The 25,651-nt window shown below is 73.2% G+C and carries 23 protein-coding genes; 19 read left to right on the top strand and 4 right to left on the bottom strand.

Translation table 11 applies throughout. The features are described from left to right. The first annotated feature begins 572 nt into the window (after window positions 1–572). From ACH5AF_RS24110 to ACH5AF_RS24095, 4 genes are all read left to right on the top strand, one after another. Complete coding sequence (locus tag ACH5AF_RS24110) at window positions 573–1,658, top strand: WD40/YVTN/BNR-like repeat-containing protein (protein ID WP_398904084.1); 1,086 nt, start codon at window positions 573–575, stop codon at window positions 1,656–1,658. A 526-nt stretch (window positions 1,659–2,184) separates the two neighbouring features. Next, the gene (locus tag ACH5AF_RS24105) at window positions 2,185–2,862 is read left to right on the top strand and encodes a uracil-DNA glycosylase (protein ID WP_398904082.1); all 678 of its coding nucleotides are present in this window, start codon (window positions 2,185–2,187) and stop codon (window positions 2,860–2,862) included. Further along, window positions 2,859–3,866, top strand: coding sequence for an N-acetylglucosamine kinase (locus tag ACH5AF_RS24100; RefSeq protein WP_398904080.1), 1,008 nt, complete (start codon window positions 2,859–2,861; stop codon window positions 3,864–3,866). The genes ACH5AF_RS24105 and ACH5AF_RS24100 overlap by 4 nt, the downstream gene beginning before the upstream one ends. Window positions 3,867–3,949: 83 nt before the next feature. Then, window positions 3,950–4,867, top strand: coding sequence for a sirohydrochlorin chelatase (locus tag ACH5AF_RS24095; RefSeq protein ID WP_398904078.1), 918 nt, complete (start codon window positions 3,950–3,952; stop codon window positions 4,865–4,867). A gap of 697 nt (window positions 4,868–5,564) precedes the next feature. Here ACH5AF_RS24095 and ACH5AF_RS24090 read toward each other — a convergent pair. Both ACH5AF_RS24090 and ACH5AF_RS24085 read right to left on the bottom strand, forming a co-directional pair. Then, entirely contained in the window at window positions 5,565–6,605 is a 1,041-nt protein-coding gene (locus ACH5AF_RS24090) for a lactonase family protein (RefSeq protein ID WP_398904076.1), read from the bottom strand. 139 nt (window positions 6,606–6,744) lie between these two features. Beyond that, window positions 6,745–8,274, bottom strand: a complete 1,530-nt coding sequence (locus ACH5AF_RS24085) for an FUSC family protein (protein ID WP_398904074.1) — start codon at window positions 8,272–8,274, stop codon at window positions 6,745–6,747. Between the two features lie 239 nt (window positions 8,275–8,513). On the opposite strand from ACH5AF_RS24085, the gene ACH5AF_RS24080 reads away from it, so the two are divergent. The 3 genes from ACH5AF_RS24080 to ACH5AF_RS24070 are packed head-to-tail and all read left to right on the top strand — an operon-like array spanning window position 8,514 to window position 9,851. Further along, window positions 8,514–8,996, top strand: coding sequence for an Lrp/AsnC family transcriptional regulator (locus ACH5AF_RS24080; RefSeq protein WP_398904073.1), 483 nt, complete (start codon window positions 8,514–8,516; stop codon window positions 8,994–8,996). A 25-nt stretch (window positions 8,997–9,021) separates the two neighbouring features. Then, the gene (locus ACH5AF_RS24075; RefSeq protein WP_398904071.1) at window positions 9,022–9,708 is read left to right on the top strand and encodes an HAD family hydrolase; all 687 of its coding nucleotides are present in this window, start codon (window positions 9,022–9,024) and stop codon (window positions 9,706–9,708) included. Continuing rightward, complete coding sequence (locus tag ACH5AF_RS24070) at window positions 9,687–9,851, top strand: hypothetical protein (protein ID WP_398904069.1); 165 nt, start codon at window positions 9,687–9,689, stop codon at window positions 9,849–9,851. The genes ACH5AF_RS24075 and ACH5AF_RS24070 overlap by 22 nt, the downstream gene beginning before the upstream one ends. Window positions 9,852–10,154: 303 nt before the next feature. On the opposite strand, the gene ACH5AF_RS24065 is transcribed toward ACH5AF_RS24070, so the two are convergent. Together ACH5AF_RS24065 and ACH5AF_RS24060 are read right to left on the bottom strand one after the other, a co-directional pair. Then, window positions 10,155–11,363, bottom strand: coding sequence for a helix-turn-helix domain-containing protein (locus ACH5AF_RS24065; RefSeq protein WP_398904067.1), 1,209 nt, complete (start codon window positions 11,361–11,363; stop codon window positions 10,155–10,157). Next, window positions 11,360–11,512, bottom strand: coding sequence for a hypothetical protein (locus ACH5AF_RS24060; RefSeq protein WP_398904065.1), 153 nt, complete (start codon window positions 11,510–11,512; stop codon window positions 11,360–11,362). The genes ACH5AF_RS24065 and ACH5AF_RS24060 overlap by 4 nt, the downstream gene beginning before the upstream one ends. A gap of 185 nt (window positions 11,513–11,697) precedes the next feature. Between ACH5AF_RS24060 and ACH5AF_RS24055 the strand changes: the two genes are divergently transcribed. From ACH5AF_RS24055 to ACH5AF_RS24000, 12 genes are all read left to right on the top strand, one after another. Further along, window positions 11,698–12,681 carry a DUF3068 domain-containing protein gene (locus ACH5AF_RS24055; RefSeq protein WP_398904064.1) on the top strand — a complete coding sequence of 328 codons (984 nt, stop codon included), beginning with the start codon at window positions 11,698–11,700 and terminating at the stop codon, window positions 12,679–12,681. 192 nt (window positions 12,682–12,873) lie between these two features. After that, window positions 12,874–14,070, top strand: a complete 1,197-nt coding sequence (locus ACH5AF_RS24050; protein ID WP_398904062.1) for a glycosyltransferase family 4 protein — start codon at window positions 12,874–12,876, stop codon at window positions 14,068–14,070. Next, window positions 14,067–14,786 carry a class I SAM-dependent methyltransferase gene (locus ACH5AF_RS24045; protein WP_398904060.1) on the top strand — a complete coding sequence of 240 codons (720 nt, stop codon included), beginning with the start codon at window positions 14,067–14,069 and terminating at the stop codon, window positions 14,784–14,786. Before ACH5AF_RS24050 ends, ACH5AF_RS24045 begins: the two co-directional genes overlap by 4 nt. Continuing rightward, window positions 14,783–19,006, top strand: coding sequence for an alpha-(1->3)-arabinofuranosyltransferase (locus tag ACH5AF_RS24040; RefSeq protein WP_398904058.1), 4,224 nt, complete (start codon window positions 14,783–14,785; stop codon window positions 19,004–19,006). The genes ACH5AF_RS24045 and ACH5AF_RS24040 overlap by 4 nt, the downstream gene beginning before the upstream one ends. After that, on the top strand, window positions 19,006–20,319 hold the full coding sequence (locus tag ACH5AF_RS24035) for a condensation protein (RefSeq protein ID WP_398904057.1): 1,314 nt from the start codon (window positions 19,006–19,008) through the stop codon (window positions 20,317–20,319). Before ACH5AF_RS24040 ends, ACH5AF_RS24035 begins: the two co-directional genes overlap by 1 nt. Next, the gene (locus ACH5AF_RS24030) at window positions 20,316–21,035 is read left to right on the top strand and encodes a class I SAM-dependent methyltransferase (protein WP_398904055.1); all 720 of its coding nucleotides are present in this window, start codon (window positions 20,316–20,318) and stop codon (window positions 21,033–21,035) included. The genes ACH5AF_RS24035 and ACH5AF_RS24030 overlap by 4 nt, the downstream gene beginning before the upstream one ends. 4 nt (window positions 21,036–21,039) lie before the next feature. Further along, window positions 21,040–21,921, top strand: coding sequence for a hypothetical protein (locus ACH5AF_RS24025; protein ID WP_398904053.1), 882 nt, complete (start codon window positions 21,040–21,042; stop codon window positions 21,919–21,921). Between the two features lie 53 nt (window positions 21,922–21,974). Next, window positions 21,975–22,184, top strand: coding sequence for a Trm112 family protein (locus tag ACH5AF_RS24020; RefSeq protein WP_398904052.1), 210 nt, complete (start codon window positions 21,975–21,977; stop codon window positions 22,182–22,184). A 255-nt stretch (window positions 22,185–22,439) separates the two neighbouring features. Next, complete coding sequence (locus ACH5AF_RS24015; RefSeq protein WP_398904050.1) at window positions 22,440–22,934, top strand: DUF2617 family protein; 495 nt, start codon at window positions 22,440–22,442, stop codon at window positions 22,932–22,934. Continuing rightward, complete coding sequence (locus ACH5AF_RS24010; RefSeq protein WP_398904048.1) at window positions 22,931–23,332, top strand: DUF4247 domain-containing protein; 402 nt, start codon at window positions 22,931–22,933, stop codon at window positions 23,330–23,332. Before ACH5AF_RS24015 ends, ACH5AF_RS24010 begins: the two co-directional genes overlap by 4 nt. A 55-nt stretch (window positions 23,333–23,387) precedes the next feature. Beyond that, on the top strand, window positions 23,388–23,825 hold the full coding sequence (locus tag ACH5AF_RS24005; protein ID WP_398904047.1) for a DUF350 domain-containing protein: 438 nt from the start codon (window positions 23,388–23,390) through the stop codon (window positions 23,823–23,825). 6 nt (window positions 23,826–23,831) lie between these two features. After that, complete coding sequence (locus ACH5AF_RS24000) at window positions 23,832–25,430, top strand: polyamine aminopropyltransferase (protein ID WP_398904045.1); 1,599 nt, start codon at window positions 23,832–23,834, stop codon at window positions 25,428–25,430. Window positions 25,431–25,651 lie beyond the last annotated feature (221 nt).

The following is a 25,651-nucleotide window of genomic DNA, read 5'->3' as shown; positions in this document are numbered from 1 at the left end:
GACCGACCGGAGGCTGTCGGCGGCTGGGCACCGGGCGGATTGACGCCGACCCGAGCCTGCCGACGGCTACGCACAGAAGGACCGACCGCCCCGAGCCTGCCCGGCGGCGAACGGAGGCCGCCTCGGGCCTGCCCGCAGCGGCGCACCGGGCGGATTGACGCCGGCCCGAGCCTGCCGACGGCTGCGCACGGCGGGCCGTGACCGCCCCGAGCCCGGCCGCATCGCACTGGGACGCCCCAGACCGCTCTGAGCCCTGCCCGGCAGCTGGACACCGGGCGCGCGCGCACTCCTGCACGGGCGCTACTGGCGCCGCACCGGGCGGTGGGCGCCGACCGGGGCCCACCGACGGCTGCCTACCGGCAGAATGCGGACCGCCCCGAGCCTGCCGACGGCGGGCCGTACGCCACTTCGACCGGACCGATCGGCCCGCACCGATGAGTTCCGCGTCCCGGTCCGGTCGGTACTGCTGTCGCGAGGCCGACGTGCGCGCAGACCGCAGGGCAGGACGCTGTCAGTGGTCGGGTGCAGACTGGCCCATACCGAGACAACGGCGTCCTGGAGGGATATCGGCCATGACCGATGTACTGCTCACCGTAGGCACTCGCAAGGGGCTCTTCATCGGCCGCAGAAGCGGCGGTCAATGGGAGTTCGACGGCCCCCACTTCAACGCCCAGGCGGTGTACTCGGTCGCCATCGACACCCGCAGAGCGGTCCCGCGCCTGCTCGTCGGCGGTGACAGCTCGCACTGGGGCCCCTCCGTCTTCCACTCGGACGACCTCGGCCGGACATGGGTCGAGCCGAAGCAGCCGGCAGTGAAGTTCCCCGAGGACACCGACGCCTCGCTGGAGCGGGTCTGGCAGCTGCACCCGGCATCCGAGGCAGCGCCCGACGTGGTCTACGCGGGCACCGAGCCCGCCGCGCTGTTCCGCTCCGACGACGGCGGTGAGAGCTTCTCTCTCGTGCGGCCGCTGTGGGAGCATCCGACCCGCTCGCAGTGGATGCCGGGCGGCGGCGGCGAGGGACTGCACACCGTGGTGACCGATCTGCGGGATCCGGATGCGGTCACGGTCGCCGTCTCGGCGGCCGGGGTGTTCCGCTCCCTGGACGGAGGGGCGAGCTGGGCTCCCTCCAACCAGGGGGTGTCGGCGGTGTTCCTGCCCGACCCGCAGCCTGAGTTCGGGCAGTGCGTGCACAAGATCGCCCAGGACGCGGCGGACCTCGACCGCCTGTACCTGCAGAACCACTGGGGCGTGTACCGCAGCGACGACGCCGGGGAGCGGTGGATCGACATCGGCGCCGGGCTGCCGTCCGACTTCGGTTTCGCGGTGGCCACGCATCCGCACCGCGCCGACACGGCGTACGTCTTCCCGATCACCGCCGATTCCGACCGCGTCCCGGCCGGCCGGCGCTGCCGGGTGTACCGGACGGGGGACGCGGGCGGGAGCTGGGAGGCGCTGTCGGCGGGCCTGCCCGAGGGCGACCACTTCGGGACGGTGCTGCGCGACGCGATGTGCACGGACGACGCGGACCCGGCCGGCGTCTACTTCGGCAACCGCAACGGCGAGCTGTACGCGAGCGCGGATGACGGCGACTCCTGGCAGCAACTGGCCTCGCACCTCCCGGATGTGCTCTGCGTGCGGGCCGCGGTGATGCGCTGAGGCGGGGCGGGCACGGGCGGTTGCCGGTCGGTGGCCGCCCGGAGAATGATCACGTGGTGCCGCGGGTCCGGTGGCACCGATGACGCCCCAGCGCCAGGTGTCATCTGTCTTCGCCTGCGCCGGGCGACGTGGCCTGCACACATGCCCGCCAAGAGCCTCCGCTCCGGCATACAAGCGCGGCCAAGGCCGATCCGGAGGTCCCTTTGGAGTGGACCGTCAACGAAGAGCCTCCACTCAAGCACGTACAACCACCTGCTGCAGATGCTCTTTTCGTCGTGGGCTGACAGACCTGCTGCGTAGGATGCTGCCGCCACATGAGTGATCCCGGGAAGCGAGGCCACGCCACCCGGGATCGGCCAGTCGTGGAAGGGACTGACATGAGCAAGGCTCTCACAGCGGCGATCGGCGTTGCCGATCGGCGGCTCCTGCCGGGCCGCAAGAGCCACCTGCCGTCCTTGCAGGTGGAGGGCCGACGTGACCCGCGGCTGCTCATTGACACACAAGCGACACCTGGAGACAGCCGCCCATGGCACCACGACCGTTGAAAGAAATCGTCGAGCCCGGCTGGGCCGAAGCCCTCGCCCCTGTGGCCGAACGCATCGCCGCCATGGGGGACTTCCTCCGTACGGAGATCGCCGCGGGCCGTACGTATCTGCCCGCCGGACCGCATGTGCTGCGCGCCTTCCAGCAGCCGTTCGACGACGTCCGCGTGCTGATCGTGGGTCAGGATCCCTACCCGACTCCGGGCCATGCCGTCGGGCTCAGCTTCTCCGTGGCACCCGAGGTGACACCGTGGCCGCCCAGCCTGGACAACATCTTCCGCGAGATGCACGCCGACACAGGCCATCCCCGTCCCTCCACCGGGGACCTCACGCCTTGGACGCGGCAGGGCGTCCTGTTGCTCAACAGAGCGTTGACGACCGCGCCGCGCAAGCCCGCAGCGCATCGCGGCAAGGGCTGGGAAGAGGTCACCGAGCAGGCGATCCGGGCGCTCGCGTCGCGCGGCAAACCGCTGGTGTCGGTGCTGTGGGGCCGGGACGCCCGTAACCTGCGGCCCTTGCTCGGCGACCTGCCGGCGATCGAGTCGTCACATCCCTCGCCCATGTCCGCCGACCGCGGTTTCTTCGGCTCCCGGCCGTTCAGCCGGGTCAACGAGCTTCTGGTGCGCCAGGGCGGGCAGCCCGTCGACTGGCGGCTGCCGTGACCCGCTTGCTCGGCGTCGACTCGGGCGGCTCCGGACTGCGCGTCGCGCTCGCCGAGGCCGGGGCGCTCGACGGGCCCCGGACGGCGGTGTCGGCCGAACCGGTGCGCACGGGTCGGGACGGGATCGACGCCGGGCACATGCTGGAGCAGCTGGTGCCGATGGCACGAAGCCTCCTTGAGCAGGACGGCGGCGGCGCCCCCGTGGCGGTCGTGATCGGCGCGGCCGGGATGGCCACGCTGGGCGACCGGCTGCGTGCCGAGCTGCCCGCCGCACTCGCCGCCGCACTCGGCGTGCGGCGGCTGGGGCTGGCGGCTGACGCCGTGACGGGCTATGCGGGTGCGCTGGGTCAGCGGCCCGGTGCCGTGGTCGCGGCGGGCACCGGAATGATCGCACTGGGCACGGACCTGGTCTCGTGGCGCCGGGCCGACGGCTGGGGGCACCTGCTGGGCGACTGCGGCGGCGGGGCATGGATCGGCAGGGCCGGGCTCGAGGCCGCGCTGCGCGCGCATGACGGGCGGCGGGGCGGTTCAGGGCCGCTACTGGCCCGCATGGAGGCCGTGTTCGGTCCGGCTGCGGACCTGCCCGGGCTGCTCTATCCCCGTACGGACCGGCCCGCGATGCTGGCCTCCTTCGCCCCGGAGGTCGCGTTCTGCGCGGACCGGGATCCGGTCGCGGCCGGCATCCTCGCACGGGCGGCCGAGCACATCGCCGAGGCGGCCGCGGCCGTGTGCCCGGCCACGGCCGAGGCGCCGGAGGGGTGCCTGGTCGCCGTGACCGGCGGCGTACCGAAACTGGGCGACCCGCTGCTCGTGCCCCTGCGAGCCGAACTCACGCGTCAGGTGCCGCAGGCGCGTGCTGTTCCCGCGGCCGGCGACCCGCTGCACGGCGCCCTGCTGCTCGCGGAGGCCGTCGCCACCGGCCGGCTGCTGGTGCCGCCGCACCCGACCATGCTCTACGTCTGCGACGGGACGGGGCAGGGGATCCGTACGTCGCCGAGCGGATAACGAGCGGATAAACACGGACAGAAGACGCACGACTGCACCCTCCCCGAACAGCCGCGTCCACAAAACCAGTAGCATGCGGCGCCATGAGCTCCCCCACTGGGCCTGCACCCGGCCTGCCTGTACGAATGCCACGCCCCCGACAGTCCGGGCGGCACCGCCGCCCGGAGCCCGTGGCCGCTCCCGAGGGCGCGCCCGCGCTCGTCCTGGCCGTGCCCGGCGCTCCCGCGCCCACGACGCGCAGCCTGGCCGAAGAAGTCATCAGCATCGCCCGGTCCGAACTGCCCGGCCTCGAGGTCGTGATCGGATACGTCGACGGCGACGACGAGGAGTACCCCACGCTCACGACGGTGCTCGCGAGCACCGCGGCCCTGCGCACCGAGCGGTACGAGATCGCCAAGGCAGCCGGCCGTGAGGTCGCCGAGCCCGAGGGCCCTGCCGCCGTCGTCGTCCCGCTGCTGGCGGGCCCGGACAACGCGCTGATGCGCCGGATCCGCGAGGCTCTCATGGACAGCCGGGCCGCGGTGGAGCTGACCGACGTCCTCGGTCCCCACCCGCTGCTGGCCGAGGCTGTGCACGTCCGGCTCTCGGAGGCCGGCCTCGCGCGTGCCGACCGCGCCCGGCTGTTCACGGTGGCGACGGCCGCCGACGGCATCGTCCTCGCCACGGTGGGCGGCGAGGAGGCCGTGCAGGCCGCCGGTATCACCGGCATGCTGCTCGCCGCCCGGCTGGCGGTGCCGGTGATGGCGGCGGCGCTCGACGAGCCGGGCTCGGTCGCCGCCGTCGCGGAGCAGTTGCGGGGCTCGGGCTCCGTCCAACTGGCGCTGGCGCCCTACCTGGTCGGCCCGGAGCTGCCGGAGGGTCTGCTCGACGCCGCGGCGAAGGAGGCCGGCTGCGCCGCCTCCGAAGCACTGGGCGCGTACCCGGCCATCGGCAAACTGGTGCTGTCGCAGTACGCGACGGCCCTGGGCATCGCTCAGCCCCAGGGGACTCAGCTGCGCTGACGGTCCCGCCGGGCGTCAGCGCACAAGGGCCCGTGCCGGAGGGCGACTTCCGGCGCGGGCCCTCGCGCGTGATGCGGCGCAGGGGCCGCTACGGTGGCGGGTCGCCGTGCGGGGGACCGATCCGTGTCGGCGACCGGTGAGCGGGTCGCCGTGTCGGCCATCCGCTCCGCGTCGCCGCCCGGTGAGCGGGGCGCCGTCCTGGTCGGCCGCGCCGGTGGCGGGCCACCGCGCCGATCAGCCGATCCACGTCACCGTCCGGCGAGTAGGTCGCCATGCCGGTCATCCCATCCACGTGACCACCCCGGTGAGCGGTCACTGAACCGATCGACCGATCCACGTCACCGCCCCAGTGAACGAGCCACCGAACCGATCAACCCATCCACGTCACCGCCCCAGTGAACGAGCCACCGAACCGATCAACCCATCCACGTCACCGCCCCAGTGAACGAGCCACCGAACCGATCGATCGATCGATCGATCGATCGATCGATCGATCCAACGTCACTGCCCCGGTGAGCGGTCACCCGCGCAGTGCACCGGTCACTTGGGCACCGGCGTCAGGGGCGCGTGGGCGCGGGGCGCCGCTTGCTTGGCGCGCCGGGTGCTCCAAGGGCGGTGAGAGCAGCGCCGCCTCAGCCTCCGGCCCGGCTCGGCCCAAGGGCGGCTTCCGCGATCTACGACAGGTGCGCCTGACAGGTCAGGCGAAGACCACACACGAGGGTGCGGGGACCGGCAGGGAGCCGGCGTGTCGGGGGGTGCCCGTCTCCTCGTCGACGTGGAACCAGGTGACGTCCCCGGAGCGCTCGTTCGCCGCGTAGAGCCGGCGGCCCGTGGGATCGAGCGCCAGGTCGCGGGGCCAGTGGCCGCCGCACGGCACCGTGGTCGCGAACTCCGCCTTCTCGAACGTCGGGTCCAGGTCAAGCACCGCGATGCTGTCGTGGCCGCGTACGGCGGCCCAGACGTGCCTGCCGTCGTGCGCGACGACCAGTGCCGAGGGGTACGTGGGCCCGTCGACGCCGTCCGGCAGCACGCGGCACTCCGCGACGGGCTCCAGCACGCCCGCACGGTCGTCCCACCGGCACACGGTGAGCGTCGGCTCCAATTCGCCCAGCACATAGGCGTGATGGCCGCCGGGGTGGAAGGCGAGGTGGCGCGGTCCCGTGCCGGGCCGCAGTGCGGTCCGGCCGTGGGCGGTCAGCCCGCCGGTGGCGGAGTCGAGGGCGTAGCTGCGCACCGTGTCGGTGCCGAGGTCCACGGCGAGTATCCAGCGACCGGAGGGGTCCGGCAGGACCTGGTGGGCATGGGGCCGCGTCTGCCGGTCGGGATCGGGGCCGCGGCCCTCGTGCGGGACGACGGCGGCGACGGCACCGGGGGCTCCGTCCGGGCCGAGCGGCAGCACACTGACGCTGCCGGAGCCATAGTTGGCGGTCAGCACACGCCCCTGGGCGAGCGCGAGGTGGGTCGGGCCCTCGCCCTCGACGGACACCGGCTCACCGATCGGCCGGAGGCGGCCGTCCGCGATGTCGAACGCGGCGACCGCGCCGTCAGCCCTCTCGGAGACCGCGTACAGGACCGTTCCGCCCGCTGCGGCCAGGTAGGAGGGGTCGGCTACGGCGTCGGTGGCCTCCCCGGCGGTCAGCGCGCCGGTGCCCACGTCCACCTCGGCGGCCAGGATCCCCCTCCCGCCCGCCGAGGTGAACGATCCGATGAAGGCCCGACCCGCGCAGGTGTCACCCACAACGTCTCCCCTCTCCAACCGCGGATCACCCGTGGACCGCCCACGGGCCGCACCCCGCGGTGCGCGGCCCCGACGGTAGCAGCAGGTCTAGACCAGGGGAGTGCAAAGCGGCCACGCGGCAACGGGCGTACGCCGTCGGTCAGACCGTGATCAGCGGGGCACGCGGGGAGGTGTGTACGGGGTGGGCGAGGTCGGCGAGCGCACGCTCGAGGCCGCGCAGATGCCCGAGCGCCGCCTCCGCGCCGGGGTGGTGCGGCGGGACGTGCACGACCCGGGTCGGGACCGCGGCCCGCGCGGGCCGGGCCGGCACGAGCGCGTGGACGGCCGCCTCGACGCGGCCGCAGGCGGCGGCGAGGCGGGCGTCGTGGGACGCCTGCGGATCGGCGGCGACAGCGGCCAGGCCGCGCACCTCGCGGGCGCACAGGTCGAGCAGCTCGACAACCCGCAGCGCGCGCGCCTTGCGGGCCCGCAGCGGGCTGAGCGGGTGGGTCAGCGGAGCGAGCGAGAGGCGTACGCGGCCGAGCAGCACTTCCAGTTCAGCGGCGAGCGGCGCGGGGTCGGCCGTCTCGTCCCCGGCGAGGCGGCGCGCTGCCTCGGTGGTGCAGTCGTGCACGCACCGCACGGCGCGCCGGATCCAGGCGTCGGTCGCGGCGTGGGTGGTGACGGGCAGAATCACCGCGACCGCGAGCGCCGCCCCCAGGGCGCCGACCGCGGTCTCCTCCAGGCGCAGGAGCAGCAGGCCCGGGTGAAGGACGCCGAGCAGTCCGTAGAGCAGCCCCGCCATGACGGTCACGAAGAACATCATCCAGCTGTACGACGGGGCCGCGGTGTAGAAGATCCCGAAGACGCACAGGGCGACCAGCAGGGCGGTGGGGCCGGGTGCGCCGGCCAGCGGGATCGCGACCAGCAGGCCCGCGACGATGCCGATGACGGTGCCGACGACCCGGCGGAAGCCGCGTACCAGCGTCTCCCCGCGGGAGGCGGTGTTGACGAAGATCCACCAGGCGGTGCCGACGGCCCAGTACCAGCGGTCTCCGGAGACGAACTGGCCCGCCGCGATGGCGACGGCGCACGCCGCCGTGGCCTGGAAGGCCTGACGCGTGGTGGGGCGGGCGAGCCCCCGGCCCGGCAGCGGTGCCGGGACGGCTGGAGGGGGCGTCCTGCGCTCGATGCACCAGGCGCCGAAACGGACGGCGGACGAGGCGACGAGCGCCAGCGCGACAGCTCCGTACAGCTCGGGCAGCTGTGCGGGGACGGCCTGCAGGAACTGGGTGACGAAGAACATCATGAACGCGAAGATCCCCAGCGCATTTCCGCGCGGGCCCCACCTGCGGGCATAGACGCCGCAGAAGACCACGGCGAGCCAGGCGGCGGCGCGCGGCAGCGGCTGGCCGTGCAGAACGGTCGCCAACGCGAGGACGGGGAAGCCGGCGGCGGGCAGCAGCGCGGTGGTCACGGCCTGGCGGCGCACCGACGGGTCGCCGACGGTGAACAGGGCGAGCATCGCGGCGAGGCCGCCGGTGATCGAGGCCACGAGCGAGAGGCCGGTCAGCTCCGCGGCGGCGACGGCGAGACCGACACCGAGGACCGCACGCGTCGAGACGCGCAGACGCAGGCGTCCCGGATCGGGCGCGACGAAGGCCCTCCTGATGTGCTGCAGGCCGGTCATGCTCCTCACGACTGCTCTCCCGCCCCCTTGCTGATCGACGCGCCACGCGGCAACGGTCTCGGACATGGCAAAGGCGCCGCGGGTCCGGCCCGGCTCCGTCGCCGGTCCGGCGCTGCGCAGCGCCCTGTATGCCCCCCAGGAAACCATCCCCGGGTCAATGGCTCAACCGGGCCCTTTCGCACTGGGCCATTGGTACAGTAGGAGTACGTGCGTACAGACCATGGAAGGGCCAACGGACCATGGCGGTGGACGAGCTCGACACCCGCATCCTGCGCCTGCTGATCGAGCAGCCGCGTACGAGCGTGCGGGAGTACGCGCGCATTCTCCAGATCGCGCGCGGCACACTTCAGGCCAGGATCGAGCGGCTGGAGCGCGACGGTGTGATCACGGGCACGGGGCCGCACCTCTCCCCTGCCGCGCTCGGTCATCCGGTGCTCGCGTTCGTCCACATCGAGGTGACCCAGGGGCATCTGGACGAGGTCGGCGAGGCACTGGCGGCCGTGCCGGAGATCATCGAAGCGTTCTCGATCACCGGCGGCGGGGATCTCCTGACCCGTGTCGTCGCCCGGGACAACGGTCATCTGGAGGATGTGATCCAGCGGCTGATCAATCTGCCCGGTGTGGTCCGGACGCGGACCGAGATGGCTCTGCGCGAGCGGGTTCCGCACCGGCTGCTGCCGCTGGTGGAGTCCGTGGGGAAGGCGGCCGGTTCCGCACGCTGAACGGGGGCTTGGCATGCTGGACGCCATGAGCACCGCGCGGACCCCCTCCGTCATCTTCGATCTCGACGGCACCCTGGTGGACAGCGAGCCGAACTACTACGAGGCGGGGCGCCGACTGCTCGCCTCGCACGGGGTGACGGGCTTCGACTGGGACGAGCACGCGTCGTTCATCGGCATCGGCACACGCGAGACGCTGGAGATCCTTCGGGCGCGCTACGCCATCGACGCGCCGCTCGACGAGCTGCTGGCGGCGAAGAACCGGATCTATCTGGAGCTGGCGCGCGCGTCGACGGACGTCTTCCCCGAGATGCGGAAGTTCGTGGAGCGACTGGCGGCGGACGGGGTGCCGACAGCTGTCGCCTCGGGCTCGTCGCGGGCGGCGATCGAGGCGGTGCTGGCCGGGACCGGTCTCGACGCCCACATCGGGCTGATCGTCTCCGCGGAGGAGGTCGGGCGCGGCAAGCCGGAACCGGACGTCTTCCTGGAAGCGGCCCGCCGCCTGGGCGCAGTCCCCGCGGACTGTGTCGTCCTGGAGGACGCCCCGCCCGGCGCAGCGGCCGCGCGGGCGGCCGGCATGCGCTGCATCGCCGTGCCGTACGTCCCCTCGACGGCGACCGACCCGGCGTTCCTGGCGGCGGACCTGCTGTTCCCGGGAGGCCAGCGGGAGTTCACGGCACAGGCGGCTTACGTATGGACGACGGGCACGGGGTGACGCGCGCGGGGGGCGCGCTGCGCGCCTGTGAGCGCGGGATGGCGCCCACCGGCTCCCGACGCCGCGGCAGGTCCCTGGCCGCGGTGACGCGCAGGGAGGCGCTGCGCGCCCGTGAGCGCGGGATGGCGCCCACCGGCCCCTGACGCCGCGGCAGATCCCTGGCCGACCGGCCCCGCTCAGGCCCACGCGCCGACAGCGCGGGCAGACGCCCACCAGCCGGACACCCCGGCCCCGGGACGCGGAGGAAGCCCCCTCGGCGACCCGCCCCGCCCAGGGGCAGCAGGCCGACAGCGCGGGCAGACGCCCACCAGCCGGACACCCCGGCCCGGGACGCCGGGGAAGGCCCCTCGGCAACCGACCCCGCTCAGGCGCGCCCACAGGCCGACCGGCCCCGCCCGGGGCCACGTGCCGGAGCGCGGCATGATGTGCCCGCCCCCGTGGCCCGGTCATTCCGGTCCGTCCGCCGAGTCGCCGCGCAGGCGTTGCGCGCGCAGTACCAGCAGCATTTCGAAGCGGCGGTCCGGGTCGTCGAGTGCGTCACCCCACAGTTCGCGGATCTGGCGCAGCCGGTAGCGGGCCGTCTGGGGGTGGATGCCCAGGCGGATCGCCACCTCGGGTGCGCCGCCCGAGGTTTCGAGCCAGGCAAGGACGGTCGCGGCGAGGCGGCGCGCCTGGGCCGGGCTCATGCCCTCCAGGGGCGCCAGACAGCGTGGGGCCGCCGCGTCGATCAGTTCCTGGGACGGCAACAGCACCAACTCTTCCGTGCGTTCGGTGCAGTGCAGCACCTCCCCCCGGGGCAGCAGGTCGCTCTCCACCAGCCGTACCGCCGTCTCCGCCCACCGCAGCGAGGTCGCGGCGGCGGCGAGCGGTACGGAGGGGCCGATCGCGCCGGACCAGCCGGCCGTGGCGCGCCGGACCATCTCCGAGCGGCCCGCGGTGTCCGGTTCGGGGATGACGATGCGGGGCTGCTCGCTCTCCATGTCGAGGAGGATGCCCTGGCCGACGGCCGGCGCCACCGCTTCCCTGGCCGGCCGGATGAGTACGCCCACGGCGATCGTGCCGGGCAGCTCCCAGCCGATGCGGGCGGCCCGTTCCCCGAGCGCGTCGACCGGGTCGCCGCGGTGCTGGACCAGCAGGCGGTCGATGAACTGCCGTTGCAGCCGCAGGCGTTCACCGGCTCGGCGGGCCGCTGCCTCGGCGTAGCCGCGTACCGACTGCTCCACCAGCCCGTCCAGGTACTCGAAACCGGATTCGGCCAGCTCGTACATGGCCGGCGCGGCGATGTCGACCTGTTGGCCGATCTCGGCGAACCGCCGCCACGCGAGCCGGACTCCGAGCCGGTAGATGGCCTGAAGTGAGTCGAGGCTGCGGCCGTTGAGGCCCTCGCCCCGGCCGAACTCCTGGAACACCTCGGGCGGCACCCGGGGGTTGAGCGCCCCTGAGGCCAGGTGCTGCACGAACCCCTCGATGGCGCGCCGGATGCCGATGAGCGCCATCGGTTCGCCGGAGTCGTCCTCCACGAGCCTGAGGTGCGGGAAGTCCTGGCGGATCTGGTGGAGGATCGCCTGCGCGAGTTCGCCGGCCTCGCCGAGGGCGATGGCGGCGAACCGTTCCACCTGCGGCTTGGGCACCTCGCTCCAGGCCGGGCGCGTCATCGGCGGGGCGGGGCGGTGTCGTAGCTGATCAATGGGACGTTCGGCTGGTCGGGCGTGGCGTTCAGCAAGGCGACGATCCCGAAGGCCGTGCCCACGGCGAGTACCGCGGCGATCACCGCGGTGGCAGCGGCGGCGGACAGTCTGCGCATAGTCGGGTCAGCTCCTCGTTGGAGACGATCCCCACCCCATGGGCCGGCCCCCACCGGCTGGACGCAAGTGTTGACAGGACATTGACAATCCGTCAAGTGGCTGCCTACTGTCTTGGCCCTCAAGGGCTGACCGGCCCGGGGACCCGTGCACCTCCCTGCGAGTTTCTCGATTCAGGAGTGCCCGGATGCGCCGTACCGCCTCACCGATGTCCCTTGTCCTGCTGGGAGCCGGGGTCTTCCTGCTCGTCCTCGCCCCTCTTCTGGTCGCGTACGTCCAGCCGCACGCCAAGCGCACCCCGATCGACGTGGACACCACGACGGTCTTCACCGGTACCGGCAGCTACTTCGACACCGGGAAGCTCAAGACCGTGCACGGGAAGACGATCACGGTCACCCGGCAGGTCCGGGGGGACGTCGCCGACAGCGTCGAGAGCGGCAACGCCGTCTGGGACGTGTCCACCTCCGTCGACACCGACGACACCCTGCCCGCGTCCGACACCCGGGACTCCCTGCAGTGGACGCTGGAACGCTGGGTCACGGACCGCTCCACCAACGAGCCGGTCCACTGCTGCCGGGAGTCGCCGGTCTTCGACGGCGAGGCGTACCTGAAGTTCCCCTTCGACGTCGAGGAGCGCGGCTACCGCTGGTGGGACGGCACGCTCGGCGCCGTTGTACAGCTCCGCTACACGGGCCGCACAAAGGTGCAGGGATACGAGGGACTCCGGTTCACCGGCAGTGTGGCGCCCACCAGGACGGGCGTGCGCCAGGTGCCGGGGCGGCTGGTGGGCAGGCCGAAGAGCCCCCAGGTGCTCGCCGAGGAGTGGTACGCCAACAGCGGGATCGAGCTCGTCGCGGACCGGCGCACCGGCCGTATCGTGTACGCCGCCATCGGACCGAGGAAGACCCTGCGCGCACCGGGCGCGGACAAGGACGCGGTCGTGCTCCTGGCCAGTGAGAAGATCGCCTTCACGCCCCGTACCCAACGGCAGCAGGTGGAGCTGGCCTCGGCGGACAGCCGGAAGCTCGCGCTGCTCGGCACGACCGCTCCGGCCGGAGCCGCCACCCTCGGAGCGGTGCTCACCCTCGTGGGCGGTGCTCTCGTAGCGCGTGGACGCCGACCGGAAGCAGTGAATCCGGATGCTCACCTGATGACGAATCAACCGACCTGACATTCGAACAAGTTGTCAGACCCGTGAGTAGCCGTGCGTCGAACACGTACCGAACACTGGCTGTCCCACCACAGCACGGCCCCACCCCGGTCACCCACCCCCCAACCCCGGTCACCGCACCGGCCTGCCGGCCGCTCCCCCACCCAGCGGCCGTCCCCCAACCTCCCACACCGCACAACGAGTTGGAGCCGCATGCCCCAGCACGTACCTCCCCCACTGCTCGGCGCCGGACAGTACCCGCACCGGCACCCGCTCGGCCGCACCCAGGCCGCCCCGCACGACCCCGAGCGTCCCCACCGCATCGCCTTCCTCGCCCACCGCGACCTGGACAACCCGGCCGCCGGCGGCTCCGAGCTGCTGATCGACCAACTCGCCCGCGGCCTCACGGACGCGGGCCACGACGTCACCCTGCTGTGCGGCGGCCCCGCCACGCACCGGCGGTCCTACCGCGTCGTGTCGGCGGGCAGCACGCTGGGCCACTACGCAGCCGCCCGCTCGGCCTTCGCCCGGCAGGTCGGCGCCTGCGACCTGCTCGTCGAGGTCTGCAACGGGATGCCGTACCTGACACCGCTGTGGCACCGGGGACCCACCCTGTGCCTGGTCAACCATGTGCACACCGAGCTGTGGGACATGCGCTTCCCGGCACCCGTCGCACGGGCCGGGCGGCTGCTGGAACACTGGGCCCTCGCGCGCGCGCACCGGGGCAACCTCCTGGTCGCGGTGTCCCCGTCCACGGCGGAGGCCCTGCGCGCCATCGGGGTGGACCAGCGGCAGATCCGCCTGGTGCACAACGGCGTCCACGAGCCCGCTCCGCGCGGCCCGCGCTCCGCGACCCCGCTCTTCCTGGCGCTGGGCCGGCTGGTCGACTACAAGCGCATCGACCTCCTGCTGCGGCTGTGGGAAAGAGTCAGGCCCGTGACCGGCGGCCGGCTCGTCATCGTCGGCGACGGCCCCGAACGGCAGCGGCTCGAACACCTCGCGGGCTCATCGGTGGAGTTCACCGGCCATGTGACGGAGGAGGAGAAGCACCGGCTGCTGTGCGCGTCCTGGCTCCTGCTGCATCCCTCGGCCGTCGAGGGCTGGGGGCTCGTGGTGACAGAGGCGGGGGCGCGCGGCACACCCGCGCTCGGCTTCGACGTGCCGGGCCTGCGGGACTCGGTCGAGGACGGTGTCACCGGCGTCCTCGTCCGCGGCGAGTCGTCGTTCGCCGCGGCGTGGTGCACGCTGGCGCTCGACGACGACCGCCGTGAGGTCATGGGCAAGGCCGCGGCCGAGCGCGCCACCGCCTTTCACTGGAGCAGCACCGTACGGCAGTTCGGGGCGGTGGCGGCGGAGGCCGTGGAACGCGCCCGGGCCGCCGGTGCCATGGCGACGGGCGCACGCAGGTGAAGGACCCGTCGTTCCGCCGCTCCCTCACCCTCCTCCGTGCCTTCCTGCGCGAGCAGGACGACCCCCGCACCGCCTACGACCTGCTGGCGCGGGACGCGGCCGACCAGGTCGAGCGCCACATCGCGCTCAACGGCCGGATCGTCGTCGACATCGGCGGCGGAGGCGGGTACTTCACGCGGGAGTTCCGCAGGCGCGGCGCCCACAGCTACCTCTTCGAACCGGACCCGGCCGAGCTCGCCGCCCAGCCGGGCGCGGGCACGGTCGTCGCCGACGGCTATCTGCTGCCGCTCGCCGACGGCGCGGCCGACGTCTGCTTCTCCTCCAACGTGCTGGAGCACGTGTCCGACCCGCGCACGTTCCTCAGCGAGATGGTGCGCGTCACCCGGCCGGGCGGACTGATCTACGTCTCGTTCACCAACTGGCTGTCTCCCTGGGGCGGTCACGAATGGGCGCCCTGGCACTACCTCGGCGCCGAGCGCGCCCGTGCCCGGTACGAACGCCGGACCGGCCGACCGGCCAAGCACCGCCTCGGGCAGAACCTGTTCGCCATCGGCGTCGGAACGACCCTGCGGCACGTCAGGGGCCGCGGCGATGTGGAGATCGTCTCCGCTCGGTCGCGGTACTGGCCCGTCGTCCCCCATATCGTCCCGCAGGTGCCGGGGCTGCGGGAGTTCGCCACATGGAACCTCCTTCTCATCCTCCGGCGGTGTTCATGACCAGCGCTGTCCACGCACGACCGCCCGCTTCCCCCTCGGCCGGGACCGCGCCGCCCGGAGCACCGCCCCCGCCGCCGCGCTCGCGCCGCTGGCTGCTGGGGTTCTGGGCCGCGGTGTTCGTGGCCTTCCTCGCGGTGTCGCCGGGGCGGATGACGTTCGAGACGAAGCTCGGTGTCGTGGCCGACCCGTGGCAGTTCCTTCGTGATCTGGGGCAGTTGTGGCACGACCGGGCCGGCTTCGGCGGTATCGCCGACCAGTACATCGGCTACGCGATCCCGATGCTGCCCTTCCACGCCGCCGCCGATCTGCTCCAGCTGCCCGTGTGGCTCGCCGAACGGCTGTGGCTCTCACTCGTGGTCACCACCGCCTTCTGGGGTGCGCTGCGCCTGGCCGAGCGCCTGGGCACCGGGTCCGCCGCCACCCGGACCGCCGGTGCCGCGATGTACGCGCTGTGGCCGACGTACACCATCGTCGTCGGCTCGACGTCGGCAGCCGCCCTGCCCGGGGCGCTTCTCCCCTGGGTGGTCCTGCCGCTGACCGATCCGCGCACCAGCCCCCGGATCGCCGCCGCGCGCTCCGCGCTGCTGATTCCGCTCATGGGCGGTGTGAACGCCGCGTCCACCCTTGCCTCGCTGCTGCCCGTCGGCCTGTATCTGCTGAGCCGGCCGGGCGGTGCGCGCAAGCGCGCCCTGATCGCCTGGTGGACCCCTTGCGTCATCCTCGCGACGGCCTGGTGGGTCGTTCCGCTGCTGCTCCTCGGGACGTACGGCGAGAACTTCATGCCGTACGTGGAGACCTCGCAGACCACCACCGCGACGATGTCGGCCACCGAGGTGCTGCGCGGGGCGGGGAACTGGGTGGGCTATCTGAACTTCGGCGAGCCCTGGCTGCCCGCCGGCTGGACCGTCGCCACCTCGGTCGCGGTGATCGCCGGATCGGCGCTCGCCGCGGCGCTCGGCCTCGCCGGCCTCGCCCGGCGCGATCTGCCCGAGCGTCGCTGGCTGGTGCTGACGGTCCTGACGGTCGCCCTCGTCACTCTGGCCGGATACGGTGGCGCGCTGGGCGGTCCCTTCCATGAGACCGTGCGGGACTGGCTGAACGGTCCGCTGGTGCCGTTCCGCAACATCTACAAGTTCCAGACCGGCCTGGCGCTCGCGCTCGCCCTGGGGTTCATGTATCTCACCGCCGCCGTGCCCCGGACGCTGCCCGCCCGTGCGCGGCGTCTGGTGCCAATGGCAGCGGCCGCACTGGTGCTGCCCGGCCTGTGCTGGCCGTACCTCAACGGCTCGATCCTGCAGCCCGGTTCCTTCCGGCAACTGCCCGCGTACTGGGAGACGACCGCCGACTGGCTGGCGGAGAACTCGGCCGACGACCGCGCCCTCGTCGTGCCCGCGACCGCGCACGGCCTCTACACCTGGGGCTCGCCGATCGACCAGCCGCTGGACGTGCTGGCCCGCTCGCCGTGGGCACAGCGCGACTACGTGCCCTTCGGGACGCCCGGCAACCGCCGGGCCATGGACGCGGTGGAGCAGGCGCTGACGTCGGGCGGCGAAGTGCCGGGCCTGAGCGAGTACCTGGGCCGCGCGGGTCTGCACTACGTCGTCGTGCGCAACGACCTCGACCCGGACCAGATCGGCCACGTCCCGACCACGACGGTGAAGCGGACCCTGGAGGCGTCCGGATACCGGCGGGTCACCGGGTTCGGGCCGGTGCTGACGGGCGGCCGCATCGCGGACGACACCCCCGTGCAGGTCGAAGGACTGTTCCCGCGCCAGCGCGCGGTGGAGATCTACGAACCGCCTGCGGGGACCACCCGTCCCGGCGCCGCGCGGCTGACGCCGGTGGCGGCTACGGCGGTCGTCAGCGGCGGGCCCGAGAGCCTGCTGCCGCTGTCCGCGGACGGCGTCCTGGCCGGGCGGCCCGCCGTCCTCGCGGGTGACGCGCATCCGGGGGTCGACCGGCCGCCGCTGTACGCGGCGGGTGACGGAATGCGCCGTGCCGACACCCGGTTCGGGCTGGTGAACTCCCACACGTCCCACACGTACACCCGTGACGAACGCAATCCGGAAGGCGCGGTGCAGGACCCGGGCGCACAGCCGCGCCAGATCCTGCCGTCCACCGGGGAGCGGCACCGGACGACGGCCGTGCTGCGGGGCGCTGCGTCCGTCAGCGCCTCCTCCGTGGGGAACTGGCTGTTCCACCTGCCCCAGTACGACCCGGTGAACGCCTTCGACGGCAACCCCGACACCGGCTGGGCCGAGGGCTCACCGGGCTCGCCGAAGGGCGAGTGGCTGCGTATCGCCTTCGCCGGCCCGACGACGATTCCCGAGAAGCTGTCGCTGACACCGCTGCCCAGCGCCAATGTGCGCGCGGCCCCGACCACCGTACGGGTGGAGACGGACCGGGGCAGCCGGGTCAGCCCCCTGCGGCCCGACGGGACCACGCAGGAGGTGGCCGCGCCCCAGGGTGCCGCGACATGGCTGAAGGTGACGATCCTCGACTCGCAGCAGGGCCGCCCGGGACTGACCGGCGCGGGGTTCACCGAGATCTCGGTCCCCGGTGTGCAGGTGACCCGGATGCTTCAGCTGCCCGCCGACGCGCCGCGCGAAGGGGCCGACTCCGTCGTCTACGCGCTGCGGCGCGGCAGCGATCCGGGGGGTCTGTCCGCGGTGCCCGCGGAGGTGGGGCTGCACCGGCAGTTCGACGCCGTCCGGTCGGGCGACCACACGGTGCGGGCCGCCGCCCTGCCCGTACCGGGCGACGCGCTCGACGACCTGCTGTTCGACCTCACCGGGCAGCGCGACAAGATCCTCGTGAGCGCCGACTCCACCGCACGCCTCGGCACCAATCTCAGCCCCCGCAACCTGACCGACGGCGACCTGACCACGGCCTGGGTCGCCGGGGAACGCCCCGTGCTGCACCTGTCCTGGCCGAAGAAGACCTCGGTCGGCGAGATCGTGTTCGCGGCGGCCGGGGGCCTGGCCACGCGGCCCGAGCAGGTGCAGATCAGCTCCCCCGACGGGACCGCGGTGGCGGCGGTGGACGAGAACGGCATGGCGCGGTTCTCCCCGATCACCACCGACCGGATGGACATCACGATCTCCCGCGTGGCACCGCTGACCCTGCACAACCCGGTCGCCGACGACCAGTTGCAGCTGCCGGTCGGGCTGAGCGAGGTCCACATCCCGGCCCTGGAGAGGTTCCGCGCGCCGCAGCCGGATCCGGACGACACGTTCACCCTGCCGTGCGGCAAGGGGCCGGTCGTGTCGGTCGACGGACAATTCCTCGAGACACGCGCCGAGGGACGGGTACGGGATCTGACGGAGCGCCGACCGGTCGCCGTGTCGCTCTGCACCGAGGACAGCCGGGTGCCGCTCGACCGGCGGACGCACACGATCGAGGCGGGGGACGCCGGTCCGCTGGCCGTCACCGGGATCACCCTCTCCACCGGTCCGTCGCGGGGCGCCGTGAGCGCGGGGCGCCAGGTGGAGGCCGTCTCCGGCGGCGGCGACCGGCGAACCGTGCGGGTGGGCGCGGGAGACCCCTCGTACCTCCAGATCCACGAGAACCACAATCCGGGCTGGAAGGCGACGCTGAACGGCAGGGAGCTGTCCCCTCTGCGGATCGACGGATGGCAGCAGGCGTGGCTCGTCCCGGCGGGGCAGGGCGGCACGGTGACGCTCCTGTACGAGCCCTCGCGCCTGTACGACGCCGGTCTGGCCGTCGCCGGGGGGCTGCTGATCGCACTCGCCGCTCTCGCCTTCGTCCGCCGCCGCTCCCGCCCGCCGGTGACCGTGCAGCAGCAGCCGGTGCCGCCCGGTCCCGGTCTGCTGCTCGGCACGGTCGCGCTGACCCTGGTGGGTGCGGTGGTCGCCGGCCCGGTCGCCGCGGTGGTGCCCGTCCTCGCGGTCGTGGCCTGGCTGCGCCCCGCGCTCCTCGGCCCGCTGGCGTTCGCGGCCATGGCCGGTGCGGGGATCGCCGCGGTCGCCGGCAGCGGGGAGGCGGCGGCCCTCGGCAGGGGCGCGTACGGACCGGTGGCCCAACTGCTGGCGCTCACCGCCCTGTTCGCCGCACTGGTGACGGTGGGGCGGGAGCGCCGGGCCGGGGCCCATCGGGCCGACCGGCCGGCCGTCCCGGGGACGCAGCCCGACGGCCCGCCCGGTCCAGAAGCGCAGGGCGGCGGCCGGCGAGGGTTCGACCACGACCGAGGGAGTGCCTGATGGCCACCGTTCAACGTCCGTCCTTCTCCGGCGAGGCGGCGGACAGACCGCTGCCGCGCGTGCCGTTTCCCGTCGTCGACGAGGTGGCACGGCACTGCACGGACCGCGCCGAGCCCAACACGGTGCACATCGAGATCCACCTCCCCGGGCGCGTCGAACCGGCCCGGCTGCGCGACGCGTTCACCCGCGCGCTCACCCGGCACCCGCGGGCGCTGATGCGGGAGCGGGCACGCGGCCCGCTCGCCCTGCGCTACGAGTGGGAGCTCACGGACGGGCCGGACACCGAGGTCGTCTCCTTCCCCCCGTGCGCGCCCGGCGCGCTCGCACGCGCCCGCGAACGCGCGCTCACCGAGGCGCCTTCCCTGGCGTCGTCGCCTCCGTTGCGCCTCGAGGTGGTCGAGGAACCGGGGAGGAGTGGCTGCGTGCTGCTCTTCACGATCCACCACACGGCGCTGGACGGCCCGTCGTGCCTGCGGCTCGCGGCGACGGCCGCCGAACTGCTGGGCGGACGACCGGCCCCCGTCGTACCGTCCGTCGTCCGGCCCTTGGCGGCACCGGCGACGCGACAGGCGGGCCGGACGCCCGCGGTGGCCCGGCCCGCCCGGGTCGCGGCGGGCAGACCCGGCCCAGTACCCGGCAATGCGATGCTCGTCGCCGAACTGCCCGTGCCGCGGCGGGAGTCCGGCGCCCCGTACACGGTCAACGACCAGCTGATGGTCGCCACGGCCCTGACCGTCGCCGACTGGAACCGGGAACAGGGCGCGCCCGAGCGCCCGCTGCGCATCACGATGCCCGTCGACGACCGCAGCCGTGGGCCCGAGATGCCGATCGGCAACGGCACCCGCCTGGTCGAGGTCGGCTTCACCACCGCCGAGGTGGCGGCGGACACGGACCCGGCCGAGCTGCTGCGGCGCACAGCCGAGCGCACCCGGGCCCTCAAGGCACTGCCCCGGCCCCCGCTGGGGCGCGCGGCCGCGCTGCTGACCGCGCCGGTGCTGCCCGTCGGCGCCCGGGCGGCGGCGACGCGGGGCCTGCGGCTGCTCGCCTCGCCGTGGACCTCCACGACGCTGCTCAGCAACATCGGCCGGATCCCGTACCCGCTCGACTTCGGCGAGGCGGGCCGGGCGAGCGCCGTCTGGTTCTCGGCGCCCGCCAGGATGCCCCGTGGACTGACCGTCACCACGGCCTCGACGGGCGGCAGGCTGCATCTGGTGCTGCGCTGGTCCCGGGCGCTGCTGGGCGACGACGACGGGCGGCGGCTGCTGCACCTGTTCACCCGCCGTCTGGCGGCGACCGACGCGGAGGCTCTGTGAGCAGCACCGCTCCCCCGGAGCTCCGTGACTTCTACGAGAACCCCGCCGTGCCGGTGGCGTCGGGCGACGCGCGCAGCAGGCGCCAGGCGCGGATGCTGGCCGCCGCGCTCGGCGCACCCGGCGCGCTCGTCGTCGACGTCGGCTGCGGGGACGGCAGCGCGGCTGCCGCCGCGGCGCCGATCCTCGCGGGACACCGGATCGTCGGTGTCGACTGGTCGCAGGACGCCCTGCGCCGGGCCCGGCCCCGGCTCGCGCATGTGGTGCGCGGCGAGCTCGACCGGGGCGGCCTGCCGTTCGCCGACGGCTGTGCGAACGCCGTGCTGTTCAGCGAGGTCGTCGAGCATCTCGTCGACCCCGACCGGGCCCTGGACGAGGTGCGGCGGATCCTGCGGCCGGGCGGTCATCTGATGCTGTCCACGCCGAACCTCGCCGCCTGGTACAACCGCGTCCTGCTGCTCGCCGGGTGGCAGCCGGTGTTCTCGGAGGTGAGCCTGCGCGGCATCCACGGCCGGCCCGGCCGTGAAGTGGTCGGCCATCTGCGGCTGTACACCGCCCGTGCGCTGCGTTCCTTCCTCACCGCGTCGGGTTTCGAGGTCGTCCGAATCGCGGGGGCGCCGTTCCACGGGGTGCCGCGTGGACTGCGGTGGCTGGACCGGGCCGCGTGCGCCGTCCCGTCGGCCTCCTCCGTCCTGCTGGCCCACGCACGGCGGAGGTAGCGGCATGTGGTGGGGTGTGGGCGCGGCGCTGCTGGCCAACGTGCTGTACAGCGTGGGGTTCGTGGTGGAGAAGCGGGCGCTCGGGGCACTGCCCTCCCTGTCGGCCCGGCGGCCGCTGCGCGTCGTCGGGGTGCTGCTGGCCAGCCCGCTGTGGATCGCCGGGGCACTGGCGCTCGCCGCCGGGTTCGTCGCGCAGCTGATCGTCTACCGGGCGCTGCCCATTGCGGCCGCGCAGGGCATCTTCGTGTCCGGTCTCGTCCTGCTCCTGCTCCTGTCGTCCGCGGTGCTGGGCGAACAGCCGTCCGGGCGGGAGCGCTACGCGCTCGGCGCCGTGCTGGTCGCCCTGCTGATGGTCGTCGCCTCGGTGCGCGAGGGCGAGGATGTCGTGAGCACCGGGGCGCCGTGGACGCTGGTGCTCCTCGTGTGCGTACCGGCGCTCGCGGTCGGCGTGTGGCTGTACGGGAGGGTGGAGGCGCGGGCGAGGAAGCGCCACCGGGTGCCGACGAACGGCATCGGCTACGGCGTGGCCGTAGGGCTGCTCTACGGCGTCAGCTCGCTGGCGATCAAGGGCGCGTCCGGAAGGCTGACGGGCGCGGGCATCGGGGAGGCGGCCCGGTCGCTGTTCGCCTCCCCGTATCCGTATCTGCTGCTGTTCACGGCGGCGGCCGGCCTCGTGATGTCCCAGGCCGCTCTCCAGCGGTGCAGGGCCTCCCTCATCGTGCCCGTCTGCACGACGGTGACCTGTCTGTTCACGGCGGTGCTCGGGACGCTCACCTTCGGGGAGCGGCTCCCGGACGATCCGCTGCTGCTGACCCTGCGGTTGGCCGGCACCGCTCTGGCGCTGTCGGTGCTCCTGGCCATGCCGCGCCACGACCCTCGGACCTGAAACCGCCGAGCCGCCCGCCCACGACGCAGTCCACGAGAACGAGGAGCCGCCCCATGAATCCGGACGACCCGCTGCTGCGGATCCTGGCCTGCCCGCTCGACAAGGGGCCGCTGGTGCGGCCGGCCGGTCTGGACGTGCTGTACAACCCGCGTCTGCAGCTGAGTTACCCGATCGTGGACGGCATTCCGCAACTGCTCCCCGCCTCCGGCAGCAAGGTCTCCGCGGACGACCACGAGAGGTACCTGCGGACGGCCACCGGCTGACCACGCCCGCGGCGGCCCGGGCCGCCAGGGCCGCCGCACCCCGGGCTGCCCACCCCCGCGAGGAGACGTGGAAGCGCTGTGCCATACTCGGCGCGCTCGCTGCCCGTTTACGAAGTCGTGGGGATCACTGTTGAAGCCCGTGCCCGCCGTCCTCGGCACCGGATCCGCCTCCGGTGCCGATCGCAGAAACCGGACGGCCGCGCCAGGACAGCGCCCCGCCACGACCGCAGCCGACATCCCGGCGGGAAGCGTTAAGTGAGCGGCATAACACTCAGCACTCCCTACCTCGACACCGACGCGGAGCAGCTCTCCTTCTCCCTGGGCCGGCCCGCGCTCGACGCCCTTGCCGTGCGCCATCTGACGGTCGGCGGGCTCGAAGTCGAGCTCAGGCTGCTCGGCGCCTCCCATCAGGTCTTCGCGGGCCCGGTACGGGAGACCGTGGCCTGCCTGCCCGGCGTCGCGGGGGGACTGCCGGCGACGGCGGTGCAGGACTTCGACGACTGGGGCTACCACTTCGGCGCGCGCGTCCGGCACTTCGCCGCGGCGCAGTTCAGCACACGGGTGGCGTGGATCCGCAGCCGGTCCGGGGAGCATCCCGGGGCGCTGTACGGAATCTTCCCGGGCTCCGCCGAGGCCGTCACCGCCCTGATCGTCGAGCGGCACAGCACCGGAGTGAGCTGGCGCACTTGGCACACGTACCCGCAGAGCCGCCAGATCGTGGCGACGCACACCCGGCTGGAGGCCCGATGAAGACCGCCCGACTCATCAGCGTGACGATGCTCGCCACGGTCGCGCTCACCGCCTGTGCCGGTGAACCGGACGACGGCAACGACGCGCCGAGGTCGTGGATCCACCAGGAGTACGACGGCGTCGGCCCGATCTACACCGACAGCAGTGACAAGACGTCGAAGGTCGCCAAGGAGATCGACGGCCACACCGACGCCGTCGACCGCATCGACGACGGCGACCTGGTGTTCCTGCGCTACCGCGACGACATCGTCGCGATAAGCCCCTACAAGGGCGGCAGCCAGATCGAGGTCGACGACTACCGCAACGGCCACCGCCGCTGGAGGTCCCACATCCGCAACGTGTGGCCGGACCCGGAGAGCAACGCATTCCGCGGCGGCGGCCCCGGCTCCGGCAAGTAACCGCTTCCGGTCCACCCACCCGAACTCCCCGACGACGTCCCCGAAAGGCACCCCCGTGGCAGAGATCCTCGAGTCGGCAGGCACCGCCCTGCTCTACGGCATGACCGGCTTCATCGTGATGGCGGTCGGCTTCATCGCACTCGACCTCGTGACCCCCGGCAAGCTCGTCCATGTGGTGTGGACGGAGCGCAACCGCGGCGCCGCGGTCCTGCTCGCCGGCCAGACGATCGCCATCGGTCTCGTCATCGACCAGTCCATCCGGGCGAGCGAGTCCGAGCAGGGCCTCGGCCTCGGCCTGTTCAGCACCCTGCTGTACGGCCTCGCCGGAGTCGCCGTGATGACGCTCGTCTCCGTCATAGTGGGTCTGCTGATCCCGGGCCGCCTGGGCGCCGCCGTGCTCGACGACAACGGGGACCGTCCCCACCCCGCCGCCTGGGTCCAGGCCGCGATGTACATCGGCACGGCCTTCATGGTCGGTGCCGCCGTCTCATAACCTCGCATGGGCACCACCGCACTCGACCGCGGCACCACGGTCACCGCGCGCCCGCCCGCGGCCCACTCGCGGGGGGCGCGCTTCCTGCTGCTCTTCTCGGTGTTCCTCTGCGCGGCCTGCGGCCTCGTCTACGAACTGGCGCTGACGGCGCTGGGCAGCTACCTCATCGGCAACTCGGTGATGCAGACGTCCGTGGTCATCTCCGTCATGGTCTTCGCCATGGGCATCGGCTCCCTGGCGGCCAAGCCGCTGCAGCGGCGCGCGGTCGGCGCCTTCGCCCTCGTGGAGGGACTGCTCGCGCTGACCGGCGGTCTGTCGGTCCTCGTCCTCTACGTGTCGTTCGCCTGGCTGCGGATCTACATGCCGTCCATGGTGGTGGTCTCGTTTCTCGTCGGCCTCCTCATCGGAGCCGAGATACCGCTGCTGATGACGCTGCTTCAGCGGATCAGGCGCCAGGAGGCGGGCAGCGCCGTCGCCGACATGTTCGCCGTGGACTACATCGGGGCACTGGTCGGCGGTCTGTGCTTCCCGCTGCTGCTCCTGCCGGCCTTCGGCCAGCTCAAGGGCGCGCTGGTGGTGGGTGCCGTCAACGCGGTGGCGGGCGTGCTCGTCGTGCTGTGGATCTTCCGCCGCGAGACCCGACGTGTGGTGCGGACCGCGCTGCTCGCCGGGGTGGCCGCCGTCCTCGCCGTACTCGGCACGGTGTACGCGCTGGCGGACGACATCGAGATCACCGCGCGGCAGCAGCTCTACCGGGACCCGATCATCCACGCCGAGACGACGCCGTACCAGGACATCGTCGTCACCCGGTCCACCGCCTTCACCGGGGAGCCCGACACACGGCTGTTCCTCAACGGCGACCTGCAGTTCTCCTCCGTCGACGAGTACCGCTACCACGAGGCCCTGGCCCACCCCGCCCTGTCGGGGAAGCGGTCGTCCGTGCTCATCCTGGGCGGCGGTGACGCCCTGGCCCTGCGGGAGATCCTGCGCTACGACGACGTCGAGGAGGTCACGCTGGTCGACCTCGATCCGGCGATGACGCGGCTCGCCCGTACCTTCGAACCGCTGCGCGAGCTCAACGGCCGCGCCCTGGCCGATCCACGGGTCCACACCGTCAACGCCGACGCCTTCAACTGGCTGCGCGACGCCAGCCGGCGCTACGACACGGTCGTCATCGACTTCCCCGATCCGGACAACGCGGCGCTGGCCAAGCTCTATTCGGTCGAGTTCTACCACCTGCTGCGGCACGTCCTGCATCCGGAGAGCCAAGTCGTGGTGCAGGGCGGCTCACCGTTCTTCGCGCCCAAGTCGTACTGGTCCATCGCCGCGACGATCGGCGAGGCCGGCTACCGCACCACCGAATACCAGGTGGACGTACCGAGCTTCGGCAACTGGGGCTTCGTCCTGGCCGTTCCCGGCACCGAGGGCCCGCCGCCGTCCCTGCGCCTCGCCGAGGACGCCCCGACGCTGCGGTTCCTGGACGACGCCGTCCTCGACGCGGCCACCGTCTTCCCCGTGGACCGCCGACCGCGCGACGTACGGGCCAGCACCCTGATGGACCCCGTGATCCTGGAGTACACCAACCAGGAGTGGCAGAACTACTGATCCGGCACTCGACGCCGGTGCGTTGGACGGCCGGTGCCTTCGACCGCCGGTACGCTCGACGGCCGGTGCGTTGGACGGCCGGTGCGTTGGACGGCCGGTGCGTTGGACGGCCGGTGCCTTCGACCGCCGGTGCGCTCGACCACCGGTGCGCTCGACCACCGGTGCGCTCGACCACCGGTGCGCTCGACCACCGGTGCGCTCGACCACCGGTGCGCTCGACC

The organism is Streptomyces sp. NPDC018833, assembly GCF_044390825.1.
GTDB lineage: Bacteria > Actinomycetota > Actinomycetes > Streptomycetales > Streptomycetaceae > Streptomyces.
This window is presented reverse-complemented; position numbering and strand designations above follow the sequence as displayed.

Coding starts and splice junctions, on each gene's coding strand:
- ACH5AF_RS24035 (WP_398904057.1), top strand. CDS start 19,006: ATGGCCACCGTTCAACGTCCGTCCTTCTCCGGCGAGGCGGCGGACAGA.
- ACH5AF_RS24020 (WP_398904052.1), top strand. CDS start 21,975: ATGAATCCGGACGACCCGCTGCTGCGGATCCTGGCCTGCCCGCTCGAC.
- ACH5AF_RS24010 (WP_398904048.1), top strand. CDS start 22,931: ATGAAGACCGCCCGACTCATCAGCGTGACGATGCTCGCCACGGTCGCG.
- ACH5AF_RS24070 (WP_398904069.1), top strand. CDS start 9,687: ATGGACGACGGGCACGGGGTGACGCGCGCGGGGGGCGCGCTGCGCGCC.
- ACH5AF_RS24110 (WP_398904084.1), top strand. CDS start 573: ATGACCGATGTACTGCTCACCGTAGGCACTCGCAAGGGGCTCTTCATC.
- ACH5AF_RS24060 (WP_398904065.1), bottom strand. CDS start 11,512: ATGCGCAGACTGTCCGCCGCCGCTGCCACCGCGGTGATCGCCGCGGTA.
- ACH5AF_RS24055 (WP_398904064.1), top strand. CDS start 11,698: ATGCGCCGTACCGCCTCACCGATGTCCCTTGTCCTGCTGGGAGCCGGG.
- ACH5AF_RS24080 (WP_398904073.1), top strand. CDS start 8,514: ATGGCGGTGGACGAGCTCGACACCCGCATCCTGCGCCTGCTGATCGAG.
- ACH5AF_RS24095 (WP_398904078.1), top strand. CDS start 3,950: ATGAGCTCCCCCACTGGGCCTGCACCCGGCCTGCCTGTACGAATGCCA.
- ACH5AF_RS24025 (WP_398904053.1), top strand. CDS start 21,040: ATGTGGTGGGGTGTGGGCGCGGCGCTGCTGGCCAACGTGCTGTACAGC.
- ACH5AF_RS24105 (WP_398904082.1), top strand. CDS start 2,185: ATGGCACCACGACCGTTGAAAGAAATCGTCGAGCCCGGCTGGGCCGAA.
- ACH5AF_RS24040 (WP_398904058.1), top strand. CDS start 14,783: ATGACCAGCGCTGTCCACGCACGACCGCCCGCTTCCCCCTCGGCCGGG.
- ACH5AF_RS24075 (WP_398904071.1), top strand. CDS start 9,022: ATGAGCACCGCGCGGACCCCCTCCGTCATCTTCGATCTCGACGGCACC.
- ACH5AF_RS24050 (WP_398904062.1), top strand. CDS start 12,874: ATGCCCCAGCACGTACCTCCCCCACTGCTCGGCGCCGGACAGTACCCG.
- ACH5AF_RS24065 (WP_398904067.1), bottom strand. CDS start 11,363: ATGACGCGCCCGGCCTGGAGCGAGGTGCCCAAGCCGCAGGTGGAACGG.
- ACH5AF_RS24000 (WP_398904045.1), top strand. CDS start 23,832: ATGGGCACCACCGCACTCGACCGCGGCACCACGGTCACCGCGCGCCCG.
- ACH5AF_RS24085 (WP_398904074.1), bottom strand. CDS start 8,274: ATGACCGGCCTGCAGCACATCAGGAGGGCCTTCGTCGCGCCCGATCCG.